The sequence below is a fragment of the Psychrobacillus sp. OK028 genome, assembly GCF_900103605.1.
GTDB lineage: Bacteria > Bacillota > Bacilli > Bacillales_A > Planococcaceae > Psychrobacillus.
Genome location: NZ_FNHY01000002.1, coordinates 241,227 through 265,813, shown reverse-complemented (window position 1 = coordinate 265,813; position 24,587 = coordinate 241,227). Strand labels below are relative to the sequence as shown.

At 35.7% G+C, this 24,587-nt stretch carries 23 protein-coding genes and 1 other annotated feature; of the genes, 5 read left to right on the top strand and 18 right to left on the bottom strand.

Annotated elements, in window-relative coordinates:
- Positions 1-28: 28 nt before the first annotated feature.
- The 13 genes from radC to BLR36_RS04415 form a co-directional block, all read right to left on the bottom strand.
- Positions 29-727: a RadC family protein gene (gene radC, locus BLR36_RS04475; protein ID WP_093060525.1), complete on the bottom strand. Its 699-nt coding sequence runs from the start codon at positions 725-727 to the stop codon at positions 29-31.
- Positions 724-1,326 (bottom strand): Maf family protein, encoded by a 603-nt coding sequence (locus BLR36_RS04470; RefSeq protein ID WP_093060524.1) that lies wholly within the window; start codon positions 1,324-1,326, stop codon positions 724-726. Before BLR36_RS04470 ends, radC begins: the two co-directional genes overlap by 4 nt.
- A 94-nt stretch (positions 1,327-1,420) precedes the next feature.
- Positions 1,421-2,062, bottom strand: coding sequence for a hypothetical protein (locus BLR36_RS04465; RefSeq protein WP_093060523.1), 642 nt, complete (start codon positions 2,060-2,062; stop codon positions 1,421-1,423).
- Between the two features lie 85 nt (positions 2,063-2,147).
- Positions 2,148-2,903: a prepilin peptidase gene (locus tag BLR36_RS04460; protein WP_093060522.1), complete on the bottom strand. Its 756-nt coding sequence runs from the start codon at positions 2,901-2,903 to the stop codon at positions 2,148-2,150.
- On the bottom strand, positions 2,904-4,472 hold the full coding sequence (locus BLR36_RS04455; protein WP_093060521.1) for a sensor domain-containing diguanylate cyclase: 1,569 nt from the start codon (positions 4,470-4,472) through the stop codon (positions 2,904-2,906).
- 21 nt (positions 4,473-4,493) lie between these two features.
- Positions 4,494-5,165, bottom strand: a complete 672-nt coding sequence (locus tag BLR36_RS04450) for a hypothetical protein (RefSeq protein WP_093060520.1) — start codon at positions 5,163-5,165, stop codon at positions 4,494-4,496.
- The gene (locus tag BLR36_RS04445) at positions 5,158-5,751 is read right to left on the bottom strand and encodes a PilN domain-containing protein (protein ID WP_093060519.1); all 594 of its coding nucleotides are present in this window, start codon (positions 5,749-5,751) and stop codon (positions 5,158-5,160) included. The genes BLR36_RS04450 and BLR36_RS04445 overlap by 8 nt, the downstream gene beginning before the upstream one ends.
- Positions 5,751-6,725: a type IV pilus biogenesis protein PilM gene (gene pilM, locus BLR36_RS04440; RefSeq protein ID WP_093060518.1), complete on the bottom strand. Its 975-nt coding sequence runs from the start codon at positions 6,723-6,725 to the stop codon at positions 5,751-5,753. Before pilM ends, BLR36_RS04445 begins: the two co-directional genes overlap by 1 nt.
- Positions 6,726-6,860: 135 nt before the next feature.
- Entirely contained in the window at positions 6,861-7,301 is a 441-nt protein-coding gene (locus tag BLR36_RS04435) for a prepilin-type N-terminal cleavage/methylation domain-containing protein (RefSeq protein ID WP_093060517.1), read from the bottom strand.
- A 90-nt stretch (positions 7,302-7,391) separates the two neighbouring features.
- Positions 7,392-8,597, bottom strand: coding sequence for a type II secretion system F family protein (locus tag BLR36_RS04430; protein WP_093060516.1), 1,206 nt, complete (start codon positions 8,595-8,597; stop codon positions 7,392-7,394).
- Positions 8,597-9,637, bottom strand: coding sequence for a type IV pilus twitching motility protein PilT (locus BLR36_RS04425; RefSeq protein WP_093060515.1), 1,041 nt, complete (start codon positions 9,635-9,637; stop codon positions 8,597-8,599). The genes BLR36_RS04430 and BLR36_RS04425 overlap by 1 nt, the downstream gene beginning before the upstream one ends.
- A gap of 11 nt (positions 9,638-9,648) precedes the next feature.
- The gene (locus BLR36_RS04420; protein ID WP_093060514.1) at positions 9,649-11,313 is read right to left on the bottom strand and encodes a GspE/PulE family protein; all 1,665 of its coding nucleotides are present in this window, start codon (positions 11,311-11,313) and stop codon (positions 9,649-9,651) included.
- Positions 11,314-11,334: 21 nt separating this feature from the next.
- The gene (locus tag BLR36_RS04415; RefSeq protein WP_093060513.1) at positions 11,335-12,714 is read right to left on the bottom strand and encodes a VanW family protein; all 1,380 of its coding nucleotides are present in this window, start codon (positions 12,712-12,714) and stop codon (positions 11,335-11,337) included.
- Between the two features lie 338 nt (positions 12,715-13,052).
- Here BLR36_RS04415 and BLR36_RS04410 point away from each other — a divergent pair, with 338 nt between their 5' ends.
- Genes BLR36_RS04410 through BLR36_RS04400 form a run of 3 tightly spaced genes read left to right on the top strand, consistent with a single transcriptional unit; the run spans position 13,053 to position 15,122 of the window.
- Positions 13,053-13,505, top strand: coding sequence for a type II secretion system protein (locus tag BLR36_RS04410; protein WP_093060512.1), 453 nt, complete (start codon positions 13,053-13,055; stop codon positions 13,503-13,505).
- A 20-nt stretch (positions 13,506-13,525) separates the two neighbouring features.
- Positions 13,526-14,005 (top strand): PulJ/GspJ family protein, encoded by a 480-nt coding sequence (locus BLR36_RS04405; RefSeq protein WP_093060511.1) that lies wholly within the window; start codon positions 13,526-13,528, stop codon positions 14,003-14,005.
- Positions 14,006-14,024: 19 nt separating this feature from the next.
- The gene (locus BLR36_RS04400; RefSeq protein WP_093060510.1) at positions 14,025-15,122 is read left to right on the top strand and encodes a hypothetical protein; all 1,098 of its coding nucleotides are present in this window, start codon (positions 14,025-14,027) and stop codon (positions 15,120-15,122) included.
- A gap of 81 nt (positions 15,123-15,203) precedes the next feature.
- Here BLR36_RS04400 and BLR36_RS04395 read toward each other — a convergent pair whose 3' ends face one another.
- Together BLR36_RS04395 and BLR36_RS04390 are read right to left on the bottom strand one after the other, a co-directional pair.
- On the bottom strand, positions 15,204-16,907 hold the full coding sequence (locus tag BLR36_RS04395; RefSeq protein ID WP_093060509.1) for a sensor domain-containing diguanylate cyclase: 1,704 nt from the start codon (positions 16,905-16,907) through the stop codon (positions 15,204-15,206).
- Between the two features lie 93 nt (positions 16,908-17,000).
- Positions 17,001-18,227 carry a bifunctional folylpolyglutamate synthase/dihydrofolate synthase gene (locus BLR36_RS04390; protein WP_254771328.1) on the bottom strand — a complete coding sequence of 409 codons (1,227 nt, stop codon included), beginning with the start codon at positions 18,225-18,227 and terminating at the stop codon, positions 17,001-17,003.
- Between the two features lie 86 nt (positions 18,228-18,313).
- Between BLR36_RS04390 and BLR36_RS04385 the strand changes: the two genes are divergently transcribed.
- Together BLR36_RS04385 and BLR36_RS04380 are read left to right on the top strand one after the other, a co-directional pair.
- A complete protein-coding gene (locus BLR36_RS04385; protein WP_093060507.1) occupies positions 18,314-19,192 on the top strand; it encodes an ATP-grasp domain-containing protein in 879 nt (292 codons plus the stop codon).
- A complete protein-coding gene (locus BLR36_RS04380; protein ID WP_093060506.1) occupies positions 19,189-20,001 on the top strand; it encodes an ATP-grasp domain-containing protein in 813 nt (270 codons plus the stop codon). Before BLR36_RS04385 ends, BLR36_RS04380 begins: the two co-directional genes overlap by 4 nt.
- 188 nt (positions 20,002-20,189) lie before the next feature.
- Here the strand turns inward: BLR36_RS04380 and BLR36_RS04375 are convergent, their stop codons facing one another.
- The 3 genes from BLR36_RS04375 to BLR36_RS04360 all read right to left on the bottom strand — a co-directional run bounded on the left by BLR36_RS04375 (position 20,190) and on the right by BLR36_RS04360 (position 24,569).
- The gene (locus tag BLR36_RS04375; protein ID WP_093060505.1) at positions 20,190-22,832 is read right to left on the bottom strand and encodes a valine--tRNA ligase; all 2,643 of its coding nucleotides are present in this window, start codon (positions 22,830-22,832) and stop codon (positions 20,190-20,192) included.
- Positions 22,833-22,877: 45 nt separating this feature from the next.
- Positions 22,878-23,105 (bottom strand) — a binding site (T-box leader).
- 224 nt (positions 23,106-23,329) lie between these two features.
- Positions 23,330-23,920, bottom strand: coding sequence for a hypothetical protein (locus BLR36_RS04365; protein ID WP_093060503.1), 591 nt, complete (start codon positions 23,918-23,920; stop codon positions 23,330-23,332).
- A 64-nt stretch (positions 23,921-23,984) separates the two neighbouring features.
- On the bottom strand, positions 23,985-24,569 hold the full coding sequence (locus BLR36_RS04360; RefSeq protein WP_093060502.1) for a 5' nucleotidase, NT5C type: 585 nt from the start codon (positions 24,567-24,569) through the stop codon (positions 23,985-23,987).
- Positions 24,570-24,587 lie beyond the last annotated feature (18 nt).

Sequence of the window (24,587 nt, the reverse complement as noted above, 5' to 3'; positions counted from 1 at the left end):
TAACTGATAGATCGAAAAATGCACAGTGTCACATATACCCTTTTTCTTTGAGGCTAATAAATTGATGATCGCCAATAATTACGTGATCAAGCAGTTCTATGCCCATAAGAAGACCCGCTTCATATAGTCTTTTAGTCACGTCAATATCCTCGGTTGAGGGGGCAGGATTTCCTGATGGATGATTATGAGCACAAATTATCGAGGCAGCTGAACGTTTTACAGCTTCGCGGAAAATTTCTCTAGGATGGACGATTGAAGCATTTAGGGAGCCAATAAAAATAGTTTGTTTATGAAGGATTTGATTCTTTACGTTTAAAAAAAGTGTTACGAAATGCTCTTGGTTCAACGAGGTCATATCGTGCATGAGGTAAGTAGCAGCATCTTTCGGAGAGCGAATAGTAAATTTGTCATCTGTCTTTTGTTGAGAAAGTCTCTTCCCAAGTTCAACTGCCGCAAGGAGTTGGACAGCTTTCGCTTGTCCAATACCTTTAACGGCAGTAATTTCTTCGATAGATGCATTTTTTAGTTCTTGTATTTGCTCAAAATAATTGAGGACACGATTTGCTAGGTGCAGAACGGACTCTTGCTTTGTACCTGTTCGAAGCAAGATGGCAATCAGTTCCTGGTTAGACAAACTAGATGCACCTTGTCTCATAAGTCGTTCTCGTGGGCGATCTGATATATGAACATCACGAATCATTAGCGAAGGCGGCAGCTTCGTGTTCATGCATTTACCACCCGCTCAATTTCTATTAAACGAAGTGACAATAACGCTTTAAACAAACGACTGATTGGAAGACCAATGACATTATTATAATCTCCTTGGATTCTCTCGACGAATAATCCACCCATAGTCTGAATTCCATAAGCCCCTGCTTTATCTAAAGAATCCCCAGTCGCTATGTATGCATCTATATGCTCATCTGAAAGGTCAAAAAACTTAACGAGAGTTGTTTCTGCAAAACTAATAGAAGTACCCTCCCCGTAAATAGCAACCCCTGTCGTTACTTGATGCGTATTTCCGGATAGCTTTTGAAGAAAAGCTTTTGCTTCCTCATTATTTTTTGGTTTCATTAATAATTCATCGTTCAGGCTTACAATTGTATCCGCAGCAATTACAATTGCGGAAGGATTCTCCTCTAAAATAGAAACTGTTTTATCAATCGCAATATGCATAGCAATCTCTTCAACAGAGAGATTTCGTTTCACTATTTCTGCTGCTCCTGATGCTTTTACTTCAAATGGAATACCCAGCTTTCCGAATAATTCCTTCCTTCTTGGTGATTCACTGGCTAATATAAACTGCTTATTCGTTGTAATTTTCAATTCTTATTCCCCCTTTTCAATAGCATACAAAACAATTGAAAAAATGGAAATTGTGTATAAAAAGCAACAATTCAATTTTGCCCGCAAAAAGCTATCAAAAATTCAATTTTAGACAACTATTCGTCGCTACATAATGAGAAAAAATATGCGACCTCATAACAGAAGGTACATCGGAAAACGCTGATATAGCTTGAACTATCCCCATTAGATCTTCGGGATATTCTTCTTTATTTTTGATAGACTCAAAATAATTTTTGCTCAAATTCTCTTCCTGTATTAATTCCATAACTTTTACGACTTTAGGGTCTTTACAACTATTCGTCGTAACATACAAGCTTTTTATAAAAGTTGGTAGTGCCTCTGCTTCTTGAGTCGGAATCGTTGTTACGTATAAATCACTCCAAACAAAAAACTGGTTGTCCACTTGGAAAATACTCGCTTTTGCGAGAGATGGCTGAGACCCTATAAAAGCAAGTGCGCTTTCCTTGGAAGTGAACATGCCATATTGTTTTGCTTGGAAAGGAAGAGACTTCCCTTCCACTTCTCCTGTAACCTCTACCTTTTCATCTGCTTCTTTAGGAACTGTAATTGCTGGTTCTTCACTTTCGGCTTTCTTTTCATTTGCTAAATTTAATATTAGGCCGAACAATAATACGCCAACCACTCCAATAATCAATCCTTGTATGCCCGCTAATATAACTTTTTTTCTTATATTATTGCGCCTTCCAATTGGCATAGAATCACCTCTTTTTCATAACCTTATCACGAAGATTATAAAAAAAGACGAGACCTATGTCGGCTCGTCCAAAAAAGTTATCGAGTTAAAAAAACAAATTCACATACCAATCGACAAGCCGTTCCCCATAAAAATAAGCGATGATTGCTGCCATTGCAATCGACGGACCAAATGGAATTGGTGTTTTTCTACCTTGTTTCGTTCTTTTTAACGAAATAGCACCAACAACAGTCCCAGTAACGGAAGCTAAAAACAGTGTGAGTAGAGTCGGAATCCAGCCCAAAACTAATCCTATTACAAAGAATAGCTTGATATCCCCTCCACCCATGCCCCCCTTAGACACAACCGCGATGAGGAATAATAGACCAAATCCAACAAATGCCCCGATTAAACTATCCCACCAAGGACTAAGTGGTTCTAATACCCTTAACACGATTAATGGTACTAAAAAGAACAACAGAATTTTATCAGGTATAAGCATATATGCAATATCCGACACTGTAATGATGACTAATAGGGAAATAAATAATAGAGCAACTACTAGCTCCATCGTAAAACCTAGCTGAGAATAAGCAAAAGCAAAGAGAAGACCAGTAACTACCTCCATTACCGGGTACACCCAATGAATCTTCGTCCCACACCCGCGACACTTACCTTTTAAAAATACGTAGGAAAAAAGAGGTACTAAATCTTTAAATGTTAAATTTCGATTGCAAACCGTGCAATGTGAAGGTGGGCTAACAATCGACTCCCCTTTTGGAATCCGCAAACCAACTACATTGAAGAAGGAACCGAAAATTAAACCGTATAGAAAAAAGAATACAGTGATTATTATTTCCATTTAAACACCTAATTTCATGCTTTTTAAATTTTCTTTATCTACATACATGTTCATATCAGCTTGGTTAAACAAATCTTCAAAGGTTGTGCCTTGCTTTGGATAATTGCTTATCCCGATACTTGGTTCAATGTTAATCTCTAAATCATTATATGAGAAACTACTTTTTTCAAATGTGAGACGCAAATGATTTAGCCATTCATTGATTTCCTCTTTAGAGTTAAAATCTTGGAGAAACAGCACGAATTCATCTCCACCCAAACGCGCCACAAGATCATTTGCACTAACAGATTGTTTCAAAATGGAGGCGGTATGCTGGAGTACTTGATCTCCGATATGATGACCAAAGCTATCATTAATCGATTTAAAATCGTTCAAATCAATTAACACTAACACCGCTTGGGTTGTTGAATCTTTTGAAGTTTCTACTAGTCTTTTCCTAAGCTGCGTCACAAAATATGCTCGATTGTGCAAATCTGTAAGTACATCATGATAGGCCATATGCAAAATAATCTTTTCTTTTTCTACTTCACTTGACACATCTCTCAACATTGCATAATAAGTTATGTCTTCACCTGTGGCAACCATCTTCGCAGAAACTGAAAAATGTAAAATGCCATCATTAAATATATTTTCTAATGTGATCGGGTAATCTTGAACAATTCCTTCTCTTTCAATATCATGGAGAAACTTATGTAATTGATTTTTATTATGTTTGGTTTGTGCAAAGGTCATTAAATTAAGATCTGAACTATCTTCAATCCCAAGTAGTACCATTCCCGGATTATTAACTTCAACAATATCTAAATTTCCATTTACAATCATCATGGAGATAGGACTAATATCGAATAAAGTCTGGTAGCGCTTAGTGATATTAGGCAGTAAATCATTATGTAAATAGGAAAAAGATATGAAAACAGCAAAAATAAGACCTTCAAAAATTATAGAATATGGAGGGAAGCTATCACCCAAGTTAGGATAACCAAAGACAATTTTCGTTACTAAAGTCACCATGCTATACAACATCAAAAAACGGAGTAACTTTTTTCGTTTTCTATCAAACACTTTTCTATTGCCCATCGCAAGAATGAATAACAGCAATACATTTAACAGAATAGCTATCAGCACTGTAAAATAATAAGTTCCATTTGCAACAGGTTTATGCCAAATTCCTTCTAAACTATACGTTATCGATGAAAGGACATTAAATCCGAAAAGCTGAACAATAATAATACAGATAAATGGAAAATAAAATACGAATGGATAGATTATCTTCTTCATATGCTTATGCAAGTCAGCAACATACGCATATAGATGGAAAGCTACTCCAACTATTAATGTACCTAAACTGCCTAACATAATCTCCACTATTGCTGAACTATAGCTGATTGGTAGTAAGTGACGAAATAATTCTCCCATAAATATAAAACTATAGATAAAGAGAATAGTAGCGATTAACCTATTTTCCAGTCTTTTAGCATGCTGTGAAATGACCACGCATGCTAAACCAAACATAAAGAGAGCCGGTAGTATATATACGGCTAAATAAATACATAATTGAGAAATAGACAAAAGTATTCTTCCTATCCATTCTTATTTTTTATCATAATAAAACGTAGTTACTTGAATTATAGCGGAAATTGCTTCCTCTGTTTCATCGTCATAACCCTGTTCCTCACCTGGCATCGAAAATTCTACTTGGTCAATACGCTTTATACGCTCAATAGACTCTAGCTCTTTTATGAATGTATTAATATGATCGTAATCCTTTGTTAATACAGAGATATTAAAGGTAATTAGCTTTAATTGAGGTGGTAATGGAGTACCGGCAACTGGAGAAACTGGGGTTTCAGTAGGTTGCTCTCCTTCTACGACATCTTCTGATTCAGTAGAAGCTTGCTCTTCACTAGTAACCAGCGATGAATCTGCAACAATTTCATCATAATTATTAAATTCGATAGACTCTATTTTTGCCTCACTAACTAGCTCAACCTCTTCAATTGACTGTAATAATGTATCCAATTCACGAGCGATAGGGACTTTTCTTTCTAGAAGTACGGATTTCTCTTCTACCTCCACTGGCGCTACAGACTCTGCATCCAGCAATGCAATCTCATTTTCTACTATACTAATCGTTGTTTCTTTTGACGTTTTTTCTTCATTCAGTGGATAAATTAGAAAATAATAGATTGCACCCAAAAGAACTATCACTAATGCGATGATCAAAAGGTACCCCGTTCGTTTGTTGCTTACTAAATCATTCATCCTGGGTACCCCCTTCACTTAAATAAGACTCATTAATGTCTAATTGGATTGTCGCTGAATAGCGCCACTGTAAATCAAAGTTAACCTTATCAGATGCTGAATCCTGTTCTTGAACAGGCTCAAACGAAGCTACAGTTTCTACTTTAACATCACTAAAATAAGCACTATTTAAAAGCCTTTCGATAAAGGAAGAAATTTCATTCATCGTTTCAAAATCAGCTGATAATAGAATTCCAGTCTCATTAAACTGATAAGAGCGCAAATACGTGTTAGCTTCAATTAAAGAATATATTTCATCTATTAATGGACTAACTGGATAGGAAACCGACTCCACAAACTCGACCGCAGTAGAGTGAGTTCCTTGCTGTACAGTACTTTCTGAAGTAACCTCTGCGCTTAGTACTTCTCTTTCAATAACTAGCTGAGTTTCTTGTGCCTCAAGCACTTTAATTTCTTTCTTTAGAGTAAAAAATTGCAAACAAAGAACAATGAGTAATAATCCAATTAAAATCGCTCCAATGATCAATAATAGATTACTGGATTTCCGTCTTTCAAATTGAGGCAATAAATTTATTTCTGGAACCACTATAATGCCTCCTTCAATACTAGACCAATGAGCGGGATATATTTTGCATTGAGATTAGGATAGACTGTTTGAACTTTACTATCATCTATAAATTGAATAGGCGTTTCGTAAGTAGCGCGCATTTCATTCACAATATAATCCATTTCGGGAGAGTCTCCTAAAATAATTATCTCATCTACTGCTTTTTCCCCTTTATAAAGAGAAAAACGATAAAAGTTTAAAATCCGATCAATTTCAGCAATTTGGTCGATTAGCAGCATACGATATTCTTCTATTTCTCCATCGTAAGTAAAAGTCACTTCATGCTCATTTACCACACGGCTCTCCCATGACTTCATCGACGTTTCAATCGCTTGATAGCGAAGAAACTCTAGCTTTCCAGGAGTGTAAATACTGATGGATAGACCGGAAATAGACCAGTCTGTAATGAGATAACTTTTTTGTGGAGTAAACAAATTTAGTTTTTCTAACAATCGAATCGTTGACAAGGAGCGAACATCTGCAACTGTTGGAGTTAACGAAACATCGTCTAATAAACTAGCCATCTTATTTACTTCTTCAGATGGAGCAGCAAAAAGAGTCGCCTCTCCGTCATTCAGCTTTGCGTCATAGACGTCAATTAGCGGATTTGTAAAAGGTAAATGAATAGTTTGTCCAAGCTCCATTTCTACATAAGCCTTTAACTTGCCTGCAACAACATCAGATGGATGCTCAAAAGTTTTCATCATAACTGAACTATCCTGAACAAAGAAGCGAACATCATGACGTTTGATACCCCATACTTCCACCATTTTTTTAAATTCATCAAACAAAGCCATTTCATCGCGAATAGAATCACCTTCAATGATGCCCGGACTTAAAGGCTGCTCATATACTACTGCTTGGTTCACATCCTGGTTATTCATAACGATTACCCGGATGACATATTCATTTAGTTCTAATGCAACAAATCGGTTCCTTTTGGTTTTGAACATAGCTAGTACCCCCAATGTACTTCTATTTTTTGTACTTAGTTTTAAGTTTCAATAAACGAATAAGTCGTTTGCTCAAACTTAAAATTAAAGTACTACAGTAGTTTATAACTACTGTAGTTTTTTAAAACAAATAAATTATTGATCTAACTTAGCTAAGATTGCTCTTTCTGTCTGAGCACCTGTTAAATAGTATTTACTATCAGTTGAAGAGAATCCAGTTAAACCAGCCCAAGTTAAAGTCCACTCAGTTTCACTTTTAGCTACTTGATCTCCTTCTGCTAATGTAATTCCATCTACATACTTAGCTAATTCTGTTTTATCGCAAATATTATCACCCGCTGCAGACGTACCGACTCCTTTAACTCCTTTACAAGCTCCATCTGTCATTGCTAACTTCGCCCCTGATATAATACTTGAAGCGTCTGCTAAGATTGCTTTATCTCTAGAATTATTAATTACATTCCCAATTGCAGGTACAGCAATCGCAGCTACAATCGCTAAAATAACGATTACCGCCAAAAGCTCAATAAGAGTTAAACCTTTTTGGTTTTTAATTATTTTCTTGAATTTTTTCATTTTTATTTTCCTCCTAAAAGTTTATATATAATTTCGTTAATTTTACGTCTCCTCTAGTTTTTCACAACACCCCCTTTACTAGAACAATGATTACATTTGTTCATACATACTAAACATAGGGACCATAATGGCCATAACGATTGTCCCGACAACTGCTGCTAAAATCACAATCATAAGTGGTTCGATCAGTGACTTCAGCGTATCCACTGTACGGTCTACATCATCTTCGTAAAACACTGCAATTTTTTCTAACATATAATCAAGTGAGCCAGTAGACTCACCAATTGCCGTCATTTGAGTTACTAAAGGTGGGAAAATCCAACTTTTTTCAAGTGGCGCTGTTAATGTACTTCCTTGTTCTAAGCTTGTCCGTGATTCTCTAACTACTTTTGCAATAACGGGATTACCTACTACTTTTTCTACTATAGTTAGTGCTTGTAAGATAGGCACGGAACTACTAAATAGAGATGAAAGTGTTCGAGTCATTTGAGCAATGGCTGACTTCTGAAGCACTTTACCGAAAATCGGAATTTTCAGTAACAAAATGTTAACAGAGTAGTTGAATTCCTTATTGTTCTTATAGAAGTAGTTGAATCCAAAAACCACAATCAATATAAGTACTATGAAAATATACCAAGATGACTGAAGCATTTCACTAAAGCTCATTACTACTTTTGTAATGGTAGGAAGCTCTGCTCCCATATCGTCGAACATTGTAACAAATTGAGGCACGATTGTAAGCATCAAAAAGCCTGCTACAAATACAGTCATAATAAGTAATATTATTGGATAAGCCATCGTAGATTGCACTTTCTTTTTCAGCTTGAACTGCTTTTCATAGGAAAATGCTAATCTCTCTAATGATTCATCTAGGTTCCCTGTAGCTTCTCCAGCGCGAATCATATTTACAAACAACTGTGGAAATACTTTTGGGTATCGTTCCGTTGCATCTGAAAAGGACAAGCCGGTTCGAACATCCTCTTCAACCGATTGCAATGCTTTTTTCAATGGTTTGCTAGAAGTTTGCTCGGCTAATATTCTAGTAGATTCTAAAATCGAAACTCCAGCTCGAATTAACGTAGCAAACTGTCTGCTATAAATAACGAAGTCTTCATTTTTAACCTTTGCACCAATTGAAATCTCTTTATGAAGAATACTAGTTGATTCCTCTAATTCCCTAGGATTTATCCCCTGTGACCGAAGCTTTGAAATAGCCGCTTGTTTGTTTAATGCATCGACAGTTCCCTTTTTTAAGCTACCTTGTGCAGTTCTGCCATTGTATTTAAATACAACCACTAATACTCACCTACATTCAAAAAAGGTTTAGCAGTTTCGATTGATATTTTCCCTGATGTAACTAATTGTTGAATAGACGACTCGAGCGTATGCATGCCCATTGCTCGACTTGTTTGCATAACGTTTTGGATTTGATGTACTTTTTCATTACGTATTAAGTTTGCGACGGACGGTGTTTGCATCAAAATTTCTGTAGCCGCAATACGACCTTTTGCATCTTTACGGACAAATAGTCTTTGAGAAATAATCCCCTGCAGAACATTTGCAAGCTGAATACGTATTTGTCCCTGCTGATGCGGAGGAAAAACATCAATAATTCGGTCAATAGTTGTAGGAGCACTACTTGTATGTAACGTTGCCATAACTAAATGACCTGTTTCTGCTGCAGTAATGGCAGTAGAAATGGTTTCTAAATCACGCATTTCTCCAACCAAAATGACATCTGGATCCTGACGAAGTGCAGCTCTCAACCCATTCGCAAAGCTTTGCGTATCTTCCCCTACTTCTCGCTGGTTAATAATAGATTTCTTATGCGTATGCACATACTCAATTGGATCTTCTAGCGTAATAATATGCTTCGATTTTGTTGAATTAATATAGTCAATCATCGATGCAAGCGTCGTAGATTTACCAGAACCTGTGGGACCAGTAACTAAAATCAGTCCTTGCGGCTTGTCCGCTAATGTATAAAGTACATTTGGCATACCAAGTGTTTCAATTGCTGGTATTTCCGAATCAATCATACGAGCTGCTATTGACACATTTCCTTGCTGTTGATAAGCATTGATACGGAATCGGCAACGACCTGGTAATTCAAAACTAAAGTCCAGCTCACCTTTCTCATCAAACACTTGTTGTTGAGATTCGGGTAGAATTTCACGAAGCATATCTTTTGTATCTGATTTTCTTAGAATTGATTCACCAAATGATTGAAGGGCTCCATGAATTCTAAATACCGGTGCGATTCCAACAGAAATATGCAGATCAGAGGCTCTGTCATGAAAAGATTTTTCTAATAGGTCAATTATTGAAATCTTCATCCCATCCCACCTCAATCCGTTGTTGCAACACGCAGAACTTCCTCCGTCGTTGTCAACCCTTCTTGTACTTTCAATAATCCATCCTCTAATAAACTGCAATACCCGGATTCTTTCATATAATCCCGCAGGACTAATGTGCTCTTGCCAGTCAAAATGACATTTTTAACAAATTCGTCTACTGCTAGAATTTCATGAATAGCTATTCGCCCACGATAACCCGTGTTATTGCACGATGGACATCCTCTTCCTCGAACGATTTCCTTAATATCCATTCCATGTTCGGCAAAAATAACTTTTTCTCGATCAGTTGGTATATGTGTTGCTTTACAATCACGACAAACTTTTCGAATTAGACGCTGCGCTACTACACCAACCAACGATGAGGAAAGTAAAAATGGCTCTACACCCATATCCTTCATACGTGATACTGACTCTACAGCGCTATTTGTATGTAGTGTACTCAATACAAGGTGACCAGTTAACGAAGCTCGTACCGCTATCTGAGCAGTTTCTAAGTCTCGAATTTCTCCGACCATTACAATATCAGGGTCCTGACGCAAAATGGATCTTAGACCTGTCGCAAACGTTAATCCCACTTCTTCACGAACTTGAATTTGATTGATTCCCTGTAACTGATATTCGACTGGATCTTCAACCGTAATAATATTAACGTCTTCTCCATTTAGCTGATTCAGTGCAGCATATAATGTAGAGGATTTACCTGATCCAGTTGGACCCGTAATTAGTACAATGCCGTTAGGTTTTTCAATCATTTTGCTAAAGGTCTCAAAGTTTTTCTTATTGAATCCTAGCTTATCTATGCTATTCATAGCACCGCTAATATCTAAAATACGCATTACTACTTTTTCACCATATATAGTTGGAAGTGTAGAAACGCGAATATCTATTGGTTTCATATTGACGGAAGCTTTAATACGCCCATCTTGTGGTAAACGATTTTCGGTAATATTTAAATTTCCCATAATTTTAATACGAGCCAATATAACATTTTGCATATGCTTTGGAAGTGCTCTTTCCAGCTTCAACACACCATCTACTCGGTAACGAACTCGTAATTCTGTTTCCTGTGGATCAAAGTGAACATCGCTCGCTCTTTGCGCAACACCATTGGCAATAATTTGGTTTACTAACCGAACGATAGGTGAATCCTCATCCGTAATTTGCGTATCATTTTCAAGCTCAGTTGGTGTCATATCTAACAAAGCTTGATCCATCGATTCCTGCAGGTCATAATACTTCGTTATCGTACGGAAAACGTCATCTTTAGCCGCAATACTTGTCTCAATTTGACAGCCCGTAGCCATACGAACTTCCTCAATTGCAAAATAGTCCATCGGATCAGCCATCGCAATTAATAACTTATTTTTATCTTTACGGATTGGCATAATATTTGTTCGCTTAACTAACTCTTTTGGGACTAATTGAATAAGTTCTGGGTCAATTGAAAATTGATTTAGACTTACATGTGGAATCCCCAACTGAAACTCCAGTACTTCTATTAATTGTTGCTCCGTCAGTAGATTCTCTCTTATTAAAAAGTCTCCAAGTTTTTCCTCTCGACTTTTATTCTTCAATGCATAATCTAGCTGCTCATTCGTAATTACATATGACTCTACTAATAAATCCCCTAGTCTTTTGCGAGCGTTATTCTTCATCACTCATCACCCCAGTAATACTTATTTTGATCCGTCTATGATGTTACCAGCTTTGTCATAGTAACTGCCCTCTGGCAATCCGTCTGAATCCTCTTCGCCGCTTGCTGGTGATGTAGTATTTGGAGGATTATTGGATTGTTCTTTTTCACTATCCTGAGTCTGGTTAGTATTTGTTATAGTGGAAGGATTAGTGTTTATATCTGCAAATCCATCACCATTCAGATCAACTTCTAAATCAGGATTCTGTGTAATGGCAGTTTCCGGTACTACAGAAGACTTAAGCACAATTCTATTAACTGGTGGATAATAATCTTGACTCACTAAATCTTCTTTTTCATATGGACCTGCTTTGTCTGAGATAGTCCGATATACCAATACTCTCAAACCAGGTTCGCCTTCTTGGATCAGCTCTTCTTCATTCGGTTTTAGTTTCGACGAATATCTATAAATGGTTCTTGGAGTGATTTCATTCTCACTGACCTGATATTCTGCAACTGTCTCTGAAGGTACTGAGTAGATTTCCACTATAAGCTCAGAGCCTTTTATGCTAATTTTTATGCTTGCAGGTGAGTTATTTGTATTTACAAATTTCAAATCTTTCGTTTTACTGATTTTCGCCTCAATACCTGGTTGTAAATAATTTGGAATACTTCCTTGAGAATGACGTTCTACCACTTCGAAATTCGTTTGAAGAACTGCACTATACATTAAGGAAGCAACAAAATTTATCGTTTCATCAGAATTTCCTAAGTTAATGCCTTCTATATGTTCATTTACAGAGAACATTTCCCCATTTCCAATTATCTGATCATTTAAAGCAGAAATAATATCGTTCAAACTATTCGTATTGATCGTAATAGTTTCTATATCAAAAGCTATACGTTCTGTTTGAAATAATGACAGGTCCAATGCTACAGAAACAATTGGTTCGGATGATAACATTGCTACTTGATTCTTAATAACCTCTAAAGTAGCTTCTGTGTCTAAATGTCCATTTGCTTCAATTAAAGTAGTTAGCTCTGGACTCATTACAACTTGTAAAGGAAGATGAACGGTCGGTTCAGACTCCCAAAACGAGAACCAAGATGTACTAGTTTGATTTTCAAATTGCTCCACTGATGCCTCTACATCGAAAAGAAACCATTCTGGATTTAATGTTATGTCTGTATTATTTCCAGTTAATAGAATAGGATTCTGCTTCCATTCCAATATTTTTGAATCTAATAGAGATATAATCTCCTCTCTATCAAGAGATTCCACTTGTTGCCCACCAATACTAGAACCAGAATCTTCACTTTCAGCACTTACTTGTTGTTGCAAAGGGTTGAAATTATTGGTCCACAAATATACAAGTAAATATGTTAATAATGCTAAAACAACTGATTTCCAAATAATTTTCATTTTTTTTAATCCCCCTAAACTAACAAAAATATACACCCTACAACAAATAGGTATTTTTACTCCTTATACTGTTACAACTCACTACTTTTGATATAATAAATATGTAATTTGTTATTTTAATGTAATATACATTGATTCTTTATACTTATTTATATATTATTAAGCTACCATTTACAAGAGTATAATAGGTGAAAAGAAAATAAAAGTAATTTGGTAAATAATTTCTTCTTCTATAGATTCATACCAAAATATTACTCTATCTTAGCATAGTATATGAGATAATATATTCCAAAAAATATAAATAATAGAAATCTCACAGTCAAAAGGATGATTATTTCATGTTCAGTAAAATTAAAAATACTTCTGGATTTACTCTCGTAGAGATTCTAGCGTCCGTCATATTATTAACTGTTGTTATTTCATTTTTTCTTTCTATTTTCCCTCAAATGTCGAATATGAATAATAGAAATGGAGAGAACTTGGATTCGGCAAATGTGGCAAAGGAAGTACTCGTATTAGTGAAAGAAAATTATTCGATTGATAATTCCACTTTAAATCTTGAAGGAAGTATTTTAAATTTCACTATTGCTGAAAACAATTCGAACTCCCTCATTGTAAAAGGCACTTATGATACATTAAGCAATAAAAAATTTTTCATAGAGCTGGAGATTAACAAAACAGGTGCTATTTCAAACTCTACAATTGACAATCTATACCAAGTCAAAATTAAAGTGAAAAACAGTCATGAAAATACGAATGCACTAGCAACAACATACGGTTATATTAGGTAGTTGAAAATTGAGGTGATAATGTGAAGTGGAAATTTAATCAAAGTGGATTAACACTAGTAGAATTACTAGCTTCTCTTGCAATATTTGGAGTTATCTCAGTTCTTATGTGGAATTTCTTTTTTCAAGGCTTAAATAATAATGAGCGAGCAATTACACAAAATCAACTCCAACAAGAAGCAAATTTAATTGTGAATACTATACAAGAAATACATACAAAGTATACGATTACTGAATTTTCAACTACTTCTTCTTTAGCCATAAAAGGAAAGAAGTTAGATGAAAAAGGTCAAGAAATATATGTAGTAGAAACTTTTAATAAAGATCAGATTGAATATGGTATATCAGTCACCATTATTAAGCCTTCTGGAGAAACCTTTAAAAACTCATTTAAAAATCCAGTGACGGAATTTGATCTATCTTTAACATTAACTTCTAAAAAAGATGCTAATGTAAAGTACCAAACGAAAACAACGTTCAGTAAACTTGCTAGTAACAACTAACGATAGGAGAAGACCTAATATGAAAGTATTTAAAAATGAAAAAGGATATACTTTATTGCTTACATTAATAATCATTTTAATGATTATTATCTTCTCCTCCTCATTCGCTTTAAGTGCCATAAATCAACATAAACAAGTTGAGCACACGGATAGTAAATATGAAGTTACTGCAGTCGCAGAGATGGGAATTGAATATTATCAAGCAGAGATAATGAATTTAATTACTACTGTAAGATCAAAACTAGACAGTGAGATTTCATTAATTCAAAACAACTCTAATCTAACAGTCTCTGAAAAAGTAAATGCAATTAAATCTTTGGAGTTAACAACTCGTACAAACTTAACAAATGGATTAGATTGTTTAGATGGTTACAATAATAGTACAAGTAAACCATGTACTCCTCTTGAAACACTTAGTATTTCAAAGGAAAAAGATATTGATAGATTGAACTCTATTAAATTCACCTTATTAGACTCAAAATTAATAACTAATAGTAAATCTCAACTTAAAGTACTAGTTAAAGGTTCTATACCAAATAAAGATTATGAAATATCTGCAATTTACAATTTACCAAATAACTTGCTAACTGTTACTTTAATAAGTAATGACGAAAATGTTAAAGGAGATGGAAATCAAAACACTCCTATTTATCCAAGATGTGATATACAATATTCAAATAAACCCTGTAAGGTTGATTCCAATGTTGTATTTTCTACCCCATTTGTAATTTCTGGTGGCTTAGTACAGTTCAATAGAGCAGTAACACTTACAAAAAAGAATATAGGAGAACTCACAAACACTAACATTTATATGGATCAGTTAATTATCAACACAGGAAAAGAGAATGGGAGTCCTAATAGCATTAAAATTGGTAAAGATGCAAAACTTTGCATAAGACAGATTTCAGAAAACGATGCGAAGAAATTAAATACAAATGGCGGTAAAGTTTATATATTAGCAACTAAGAATTTTAGAATCGAAAACGCAATAAATTTTGTTAAGCAAGAAGAGTTTGATATTAATTGTAACTTTATGAAAAAACCATCTGAAGATAGTTATACAATAACACCAACTGACGTAAATTTTGACATTATGGATAGTGTTATATATCATTAATATTTCTCAAAAAGGTCATATTTTCTAAAATAAATAGAATTAGAGGGAATCCTATTACAGGATTCCCTCTTTCTATTTCTATTATTTCACATACTCCGCAACCCGATTTCTACCAGCTTGCTTCGCTCCAATATACAATGCGCGGTCTGCATTTCGCAGTAAGGTCATTCCTTCGTCGCTATCCTCTGGTGCTGTAGAAACCCCAATACTCGCAGTAATAAATACTATTTCTTCACGAGCTATTTCTCCTAGATCAAATGGCACGATAAATGGTGTTTGTTCGATCTTCCGTCGAAGCTGTTCGGCAATATTCTTTGCTTGTAACTTTGAGTAATTTGGTAAGAGAATAACGAATTCTTCTCCTCCATATCTAGCAACTGTCCCATTAGGACCAATTTCTTCTTTAATAATTTTTGCAAATTCCTGTAAAATAATATTTCCAGCATGGTGACCATACGTATCATTGACACCTTTAAATTTATCGATGTCCATCATGATTAACGAAACCGTCTTATAAAATCCACTTGTCAGTCTTTCCATCTCAACCTTCAAATGCTTGTCTAAGTATCGGTAATTATTAATTTTCGTTAACTCGCAAACTTCACTTTTCTCAACTGCTTCTCTTACATACCTTGCTTTTTCTAGTGAAACAGCAAAATAAGAGCAGAGTAGATGAACAATTTTAAGCTGATACGTTTCAAATGCAAATTTTTCTCTAGCTGCTAAAACTAGCACCCCTTCAATTTTTTTATTTCTATAAATAGGTACACACATGACGCTTTTCATATCATCTGCCAAAAACGGTGGTTTCATATGAGTCCAGTCTGTCTGTTTGTTATATAGAATTGGCTCTCCTTTTTCATACACTTTACCTGCAAGGCTATATTTTATATCCTCATGAGCAAATTCAAATTCTTTTTTATCTCCATCTTCTCGAGCTCTCAATATAAAAAATTCGTCGTCTATATTATCTACAATGTAACCCGCATCAAACGGGAAAATGTCAGACAAACTTTTCAAAAACATATCCAATATCTCAGTTGTGGTCATGCGCTCCGCAAGCTGATGACCAAATTCACTAGCCTTGTTTAAATCGGCATTTACCTTCTCTGAATCACTGTACATGCGTATTAAAAGTGTGATAGCTAAGAATGGTACTCCTAGTAAAATAAACGCTATCGGTCCTACATAACCTTCTAATAAATATATACTAATCCCAAAAGGCAGTGTAATAATTAAACAAATAAAATCCCCACCAAAATCATTTGTGAAGAATTTTGGTTTTAACCCCGTAAATACTTCTCTAAAATACAAGAAAATATGATTCAACATTATACCTAGAACTGTATATATAGTACTATACAAAATAATATCATTAATTACTAAAGTGCCTATTTCATAACCCGTCCATAATACTACTGCGCCGCAGATGATGGAAATTAAAAAAAACATAAACGAATTATAATATAACTTATACCTTGTTTCTTTGCTTAATTTCATATGGTATACGATTGGTATCATACATAATTGCATGGCAATTAGTTCTGCAAGAATCCCAAACTTTAAAAAGATAGCTAGATTCACCCATTGAACGAGTACCATTAATGCTCCACCAATAAAAAATGGGAAGATTGTAGTGAGTAATGCGAGTATAAGAAAATAGATATAATGATCCCAATCACTTGGTTTCGTAGGGGATAACAAATATACGAGGCAAATACCAACAGGTACAACTAATAGCCACATGAGGAAAATAATCTTCTTAGCTTTTTGTGAAATATCCATCTGACTATTAATCTCCTTTCAGTCTAAATAACCACTACTAAATACACATTAACTTAAAAGTAATTATATCACTAAGTTCTCAGAAAGTTTCAATTACTTAATTCCTGTTTTTTCTTTAACCTCTGTGATGAAGTAAAAGGAACCAGTGACAATAGTAATGGTATTTTCAGATTTTTTTTCCAAATCAAGTTGAGATGCATCTAAAGTTATACTCTTCGCACTACCCAAGCAGTGTTTATACAAAATATTTGCATTTAACGCTCTTTCGTGTTGGAAATTAACAAATTCAAAAGAACTAGCTATTTCCTCTAACTTCCTTAACATATAGACATAATCCTTATCTTTAAGTATCCCTACTACAAAATGTATTGGTCGGTTTGGAAACTGTTCTTGCAAAGTTTCCACTAAAGCATCAGTACTCGCTTGATTGTGTGCTCCATCCATATAAAGATTTTCTCTTATTTTCTCCATTCTTCCTGGCAATCTTGCGTCCTTCACAGCAATTTGAACGCTAGATTCCTCTAAAACAAAGCCACTTATTAATAGCGCAGTTATCGCTAAAGCCATGTTAGATTGTTGGTGCTGTCCAATCATTTGGGGATTTAAGTTTGAAAATGTAAATTCTTCATATGTATATTGATCCTTATCCATTTGAAAGTCTTTATTATATTCTAGAACTTTTGCATTTTTTTCTTTCGCTTCATTATATACGATTGTTTTTGCTGGTTCTACTAAGAACCCTATAACTAATTGGCTATTATGCTTTAAAATTCCTGCTTTATGCCAGCTAATTTTTTCGAGTGTATCTCCTAAGAAATATGTGTGATCAATAGATATGCTAGGGATAACTGCCACTGAAGACTTCATGACGTTTGTACTATCTAATCGTCCCCCCATTCCCGCTTCGATGAAAACGATATCTAATTCCATTGTTTCAAAAACTACAAAGGCTGTCACTGTTAGTAATTCAAAATCTGTTAACATACCACTTATACCTCTTTGATGCATAAAAGAAAAGGCTTTATCCATTTGTTTTTCTGTAACAGGAATACTATTGATCTGTATTTGATCATGGACATCGACAATACTTGGGCTAGTAAAAGAGGCATATGCCAAGCCGTGTTCTTTTGCTAACGCTGTTAAAAAGGCAATTGTGGAACCCTTCCCATTTGTTCCAGCTACATGAATTACTTTGTGCTTTTCTTGCGGATTTCCTAGTTTTTCTAGTGCAGCTTGAATATTTTCAAGCCCAGGTTTTATATCTGTTTCACTTTTTAAATTCCATTTTATTTTGTATTTATTAAAATTTTTTATTTCCACGTAGTTCACCCTATTCCGTCTGATTAAATTTCGTGCTAAACTTCTTGTGAACACATTATAACACGTACTAGTGGAGGTCATTCATTATGCAAACATGTTGGATCGTTTATAACGGTAGTCTTACACATGATAAATTTATCGATCAAGCACTTCTAGTGAAGGAAGCTGCGGACCGACATGATATTCATGCCATTCTAGTGAAAAATTATGAAGTGCTGATGAATGTCCAAGAAAATTTACATGCCAAACCAGATTTTGTCGTGTTTCTAGATAAGGATATTTTGCTTGCTCAGTATCTTAAAAATGAAGGTATACAAGTATTTAATGATCCGAATGTTATTGAAATTTGTGATAATAAAGCAAGGCAGTATTTGAAGCTAGCTAGTGCTGGTGTACCTATGCCTACAACGATTATCGCACCAAAAGTATATCCTGGCTTTTCTATCCAAGAGTCCGGTTATTTTGAGCAGGTGCTGCAGACAATTCCATTACCGATGATTATAAAAGAAGCACATGGCTCCTTTGGTATGAAAGTCTATTTAATAGAAACAAGAGAGCAATTCTTTGCTAAGGTGGAAGAACTAGCAGGTGTAGAGTATGTCTTTCAACAGTTTATCGAAGGTAGTAGAGGACGCGATATTCGCGTAAATGTAGTTGGCGGGAAAGTTGTGGCGTGTATGCTTCGTGAATCGCAGACAGATTTTCGTGCCAATATTACGAATGGCGGCACTGCTTCACCTATTATTCTCACACAGAGACAAATAGATGTAGCAATTCAAGCAGCAGAAGCTTTACAAGCAGAATTCGCGGGTGTGGATTTATTGTTTGGTGACGATGAAGAGCCACTTGTTTGTGAAGTAAATGGCGTAGCCCATATCCGCAACATTTATAATGTAACCGGCATTAATGTCGGTGATGCAATGATCGAATATATCCTCTCAAAAGTAGGAGCGGCTGTTGTATGAAGGGATTACTCATATATGAAAAAGCCGAAATAGAACGCAATCAAAGCTTTATAGACCGATTAATAAATGCTGCAAGTACTCATGGACATAACTTAACTGTAGTAGACGATCAAAGTTCGATTCCTAAAACCGATTTCATATTCTTCCGGTCAAGAAACCCACAATTAGCAAAGGAATTAGAACAACGAAATATTCCAATGTTCAATCGTGCAGAAGTGAATGTTGTTGCCAATGACAAATTAAAAGCAATACAGCTTGTACAGCTTTTGGGAATTGCAACTGTTCCTACAATAAAAATAAAGACAGTTTCAGAAATAAACGAATATCCTGTTGTGCTAAAAACTATCAATGGCCACGGTGGAAAACAAGTTGAATTAGTACACACAGAAAAAGAAGCAACTACTTTTCTAAATACATTTTCTGAGTATACGATAATTGCACAAAAATATATAGAAACTAATGCTACTGATGTTCGTGTCTTTATGCTCGGTGAGGAGGTGCTTGGTGCCGTCAAAAGAACTGGTCCACAAGACAGCTTCAAGTCTAATTTTACATTAGGTGGAACTGTTGAAAAATACACCTTAGACAACCAACAGCGCGAAGCAGTAGAGAAAATAGCCAAAGCTTTAAAGAGTGATTACATTGGCATCGACTTCCTCCTCTTACCTGATGGAAACTGGCTTTTCAACGAAACAGAAGATCCTGTTGGTGCAAGATCTTATTTTGAAACGACTAAAAAAGATATAGCATTACCTATTATGGAATACATTCATAAGAAACTTACTAAAAATGAGAGAGACGAAATTTAATCGTCTCTCTTTTTTTTCATTTGAAGGGAATCACAGGAATGAAGATAAATATCATATGAATAAACATGAGAATCACCTGAATGAAAAGAAAGATCACCGGAATGTTGTGAAAAATAACAGGAATACGAAACCTTAGTTTCCGCAACAAAAAAGCGTACACCCAAATTCAATGGATGCACGCTCAAATCTTATAGATTATTCAATTCTTCCATACGCTTCAATACAGATGCGTGTTTTTCTAGATAGTCCGCTTCTTTTGCACGTTCCTCTGCAACCACTGCTTCTGGTGCTTTTGAAACGAAGCGCTCATTGGATAGTTTCCCTTGAACTAGCTTCACTTCTTTTGCCCATTTTTCAAGCTCTTTTGTCAAACGAGCTTTCTCAGCATCAATATCAATTAACCCTTGTAGCGGAAGGTAAAGTACCGCTCCTGTTACCACTGCAGACATCGATTGACTTGGAGCTTCTAGGTTTAAACCAATTACAAGTGGTTCTGGATTACAGAAACGCTCTAAATACTTAGCGTTTGCTTCTAACACTGCTAATGTATTTGCATCCTTCGCCGAAACATATAAAGGAACTTTCTTGCTCATTGGCGTTTGTACTTCCGAACGAATATTACGAACGGAGCGGATAATTTCAGCAAGCAATTTCATATTGTCCGCTTCTTCTTTGTTCGAAAGTGCATCGTTTACAGTCGGCCAAGCGGCTACTGTAATTGAATCCCCTTCATGCGGAAGGTTTTGCCAAATTTCCTCTGTGATGAATGGCATAAATGGATGTAATAGACGCATAGTATTGTCTAAAACATAAGCTAGCACAGAACGTGTCATATTTTTTGCTTCTTCATCTTCTCCGTTAAGTGGAAGTTTCGCCATTTCAATATACCAGTCACAGAAATCATCCCAGATGAAGTTATACAGTGCACGACCAACCTCACCAAATTCATAGCGATCGGAAAGTCTTGTTACTTGCTCAATTGTTTCATTTAAACGAGTTAGAATCCATGCATCTGCAACTGATTTTTTCCCATCCAAATTAATCTCTTCGAACTTTAAGCCATCCATATTCATTAATGCAAAGCGGGATGCATTCCAAATTTTGTTGGCAAAATTCCATACAGCTTCTACTTTTTCAGTAGAGAAACGTAAATCCTGCCCTGGAGACGAACCAGTACTTAAGAAGTAACGAAGTGAATCTGCACCGTATTGATCAATAATGTCCATTGGATCGATTCCATTACCTAGCGATTTAGACATTTTGCGTCCGTCTTCAGCACGAACAAGACCGTGAATTAATACATCATCAAATGGTCGAGTACCGGTAAATTCTATACCTTGGAAAATCATACGTGAAACCCAGAAGAATATAATATCATAACCAGTTACAAGTGCATTCGTTGGATAATACTTTTTGAACTCTTCGTTTTTCGTATCTGGCCAGCCTAATGTAGAAAATGGCCATAATGCAGAGGAGAACCAAGTATCTAATACATCGTTATCCTGATTCCAGTTTTCCGCATCCGCTGGCGCCTCATGACCAACATATACTTCTCCAGTTTCTTTGTGATACCAAGCCGGAATTCGATGTCCCCACCATAATTGGCGAGAAATACACCAGTCATGGATATTTTCCATCCAACGTAGGTAAGTTTTTTCGAAACGATCCGGAACAAAATTCACTTTTCCTTCTGCTTCTTGCAGTTTAATCGCCTCTTCTGCAAGTGGTTGCATTTTAACAAACCATTGTGTAGATAAATATGGCTCAACTACAGCTCCACTACGCTCAGAATGCCCTACTGAATGCGCATGCTCTTCAATTTTAAATAGAACACCTGCATCTTGTAAGTCTTTTACGATTTGTTTACGGCAAGCAAAACGGTCCATTCCATTATAAGAAGCAGCGTTTTCATTCATCGTTCCATCTTCATTCATCACTAAAATACGTTGTAGGTTATGACGGTTACCAATTTCAAAGTCATTAGGATCATGGGCAGGTGTAATTTTAACTGCTCCACTTCCAAATTCCATATCAACATAGTCATCTCCAACAATCGGAATTTCGCGACCAATAATCGGAAGTTTTACTGTTTTACCGATTAAATGCTTATAACGTTCATCTTCTGGATGAACTGCAACTGCGGTATCCCCTAGCATTGTTTCTGGTCTTGTTGTCGCAACATCGATTGATCCAGTACCATCCGTTAGGGGGTAATGCATATGATAGAATGCACCCTGTACATCTTTGTGGATTACTTCAATATCTGATAATGCCGTTTTAGTTGCGGGATCCCAGTTGATAATGTATTCACCACGGTAGATTAACCCTTTGTTATACAGCTTTACAAATACTTCTTTAACTGCATGTGATAATCCTTCATCTAAAGTGAAGCGTTCACGTGAATAATCTAAACCAAGTCCAAGTTTTGCCCATTGTGCACGGATATGACTAGCGTATTCTTCTTTCCATTTCCATGTTTCTTCTACAAACTTTTCTCGACCTAAATCATATCTTGAAATGTTTTCAGAGCGCAGCTTTTCTTCCACTTTTGCTTGTGTTGCGATTCCTGCATGGTCCATACCTGGAAGCCATAATGCATCGTATCCTTGCATACGCTTCATGCGAACAATAATATCTTGTAATGTAGTATCCCACGCATGACCTAAATGTAGTTTACCCGTTACATTTGGTGGTGGAATTACGATGGTATAAGGTTTTTTATCGCTTTCCGGATGAGCTTCGAAGTATTTCCCTTCAAGCCACCATTCATACCGTCCTTTTTCAATCGACTGCGGATCATACTTTGTGGACATTGTTGTTTCGTTTGTCATTTTCTGTTCCTCCTAAAAAAGAATATAAAAAAACTCCTATCGTCATTAAAGGACGAAGGAGTTTGTTCGCGGTACCACCTTTATTCGCGAATGCTAAAAAAACGCATCACGCTCTCAATTCGATAACGGCTTCAAACCGGCATTTGCTACTTTTCGTTCACAAATACTGCTCGTGGGCTACCTTCAAATGGTGGTTGACAGAAACATTTCAGCAAATTGTTTCCTTTCTTTTGAAAACCAAATCATTTTACTCTTCCCATTCATTGCATCTCTATTCAGTTGTTCCTATTGTAAAGGATATTATTATATGTCGTCAAGTCTAGTATGGTGAAAGGAGAAATACAATGAGAAAAGGATATAATCCCTATTTGCTGCCTGATTGGTTACGTAAAACACGTTTCTACTGCAAGCATGTAAGTATCCCAATTTGTTGTTTTCAATTAATACGAGTACTAATTGTGCCCACCACGTGGGATTTCCTCTTATTGGTACTATTACTACTCATCTGCTTTTTGTTTTACAAAAACATTATTTGAGGGGTATGAAACCTTCGAATACCCATCATCCAAATCCAAAATAAATTGAAGTTCAAATTCTTCACCGTTTGGATTTTTAACTTCCATTGGTTCGGCGGGATTTGGACTTTCTAATTCTACAAAAGATTCAATTGGTGCAGGTTCTATAGCTTCATCGTAATCACAGTGTACGGTCCACCCAATTTCAATAGCCATTTGCTGTGTTGGTTTCGAGTGAATATGGTTCACATGGACTATAGGCTTGGAACCTTCTTTTATTTTGTCTTTACCAATCTCAATACTCATCGGTACAGCATATTCAAAATAGCCTACCTCACCTTGCAAATCTAAATCTTCAATTTCTGTAAATTCGCTAGTAGCATGATGCTCGTGTTCACCTTCCTCAAACTTAACGTGGCAGGTGATGTGGTATATTCCAACGACTTGGACAATATCTTCCTTCTCAGCGATTTCACATTGTGGAGTTACTGCAACATTTTTAATCTCCATTGGAACTCCAAAGCTTTGCGGAAATCGAAATTGTTCTTTTACATCCCATGTTCTTGTAGTCATAAGTCATCCTCCTTCTTATAGGACAACTTATGAATGGAACAAAAGGGATAGAACATAATTCTGCTTACAAATGCTTTTCTTGTATATATTTTTCGATAATTTGTTTTAGTTCAGACCAATTCGTTAATCTTGGAATTGTTAGATGTTGGTTATATGATTGTGTTTTTACGTAAACTTGTAATGTATCATCTATTAAGGTATTTAATACTTCTGGCTTATCGTCAAAATAATAATCCAGCTGCAATTCTTGAATAATTTCCACCTTGGCATGGTCCTTCATACCACAATAAAACCGTTCTCCATCGACCGGAAAACCCTGTTCAATAAGCCATTCCATTGTTCTTTCACGATGTTCGGCAGGTCTAGCGGTAATATAGTAAATCTCATGCCCTTGTTCATGTAAATCATTTATCATTTCTACCGCATCGGGATACGTCGGACAATTTGTATAATAAATTTGTTCCAATGTATCATTCCACATTTTTGAACCTTCTTCATCCGATAAACCGAATAATTCATGTATTTCTACTCTGTCTAAGGCATGAAATTTATCTAATGCCACTTGCTGCCCAAGCTTCTCATTATAAATATGAAAAGCATGCTCTCTTAAATTAATCAATGTATCGTCAATATCAAAACCAAATTTCATTTTTTACCCCTCATTAAA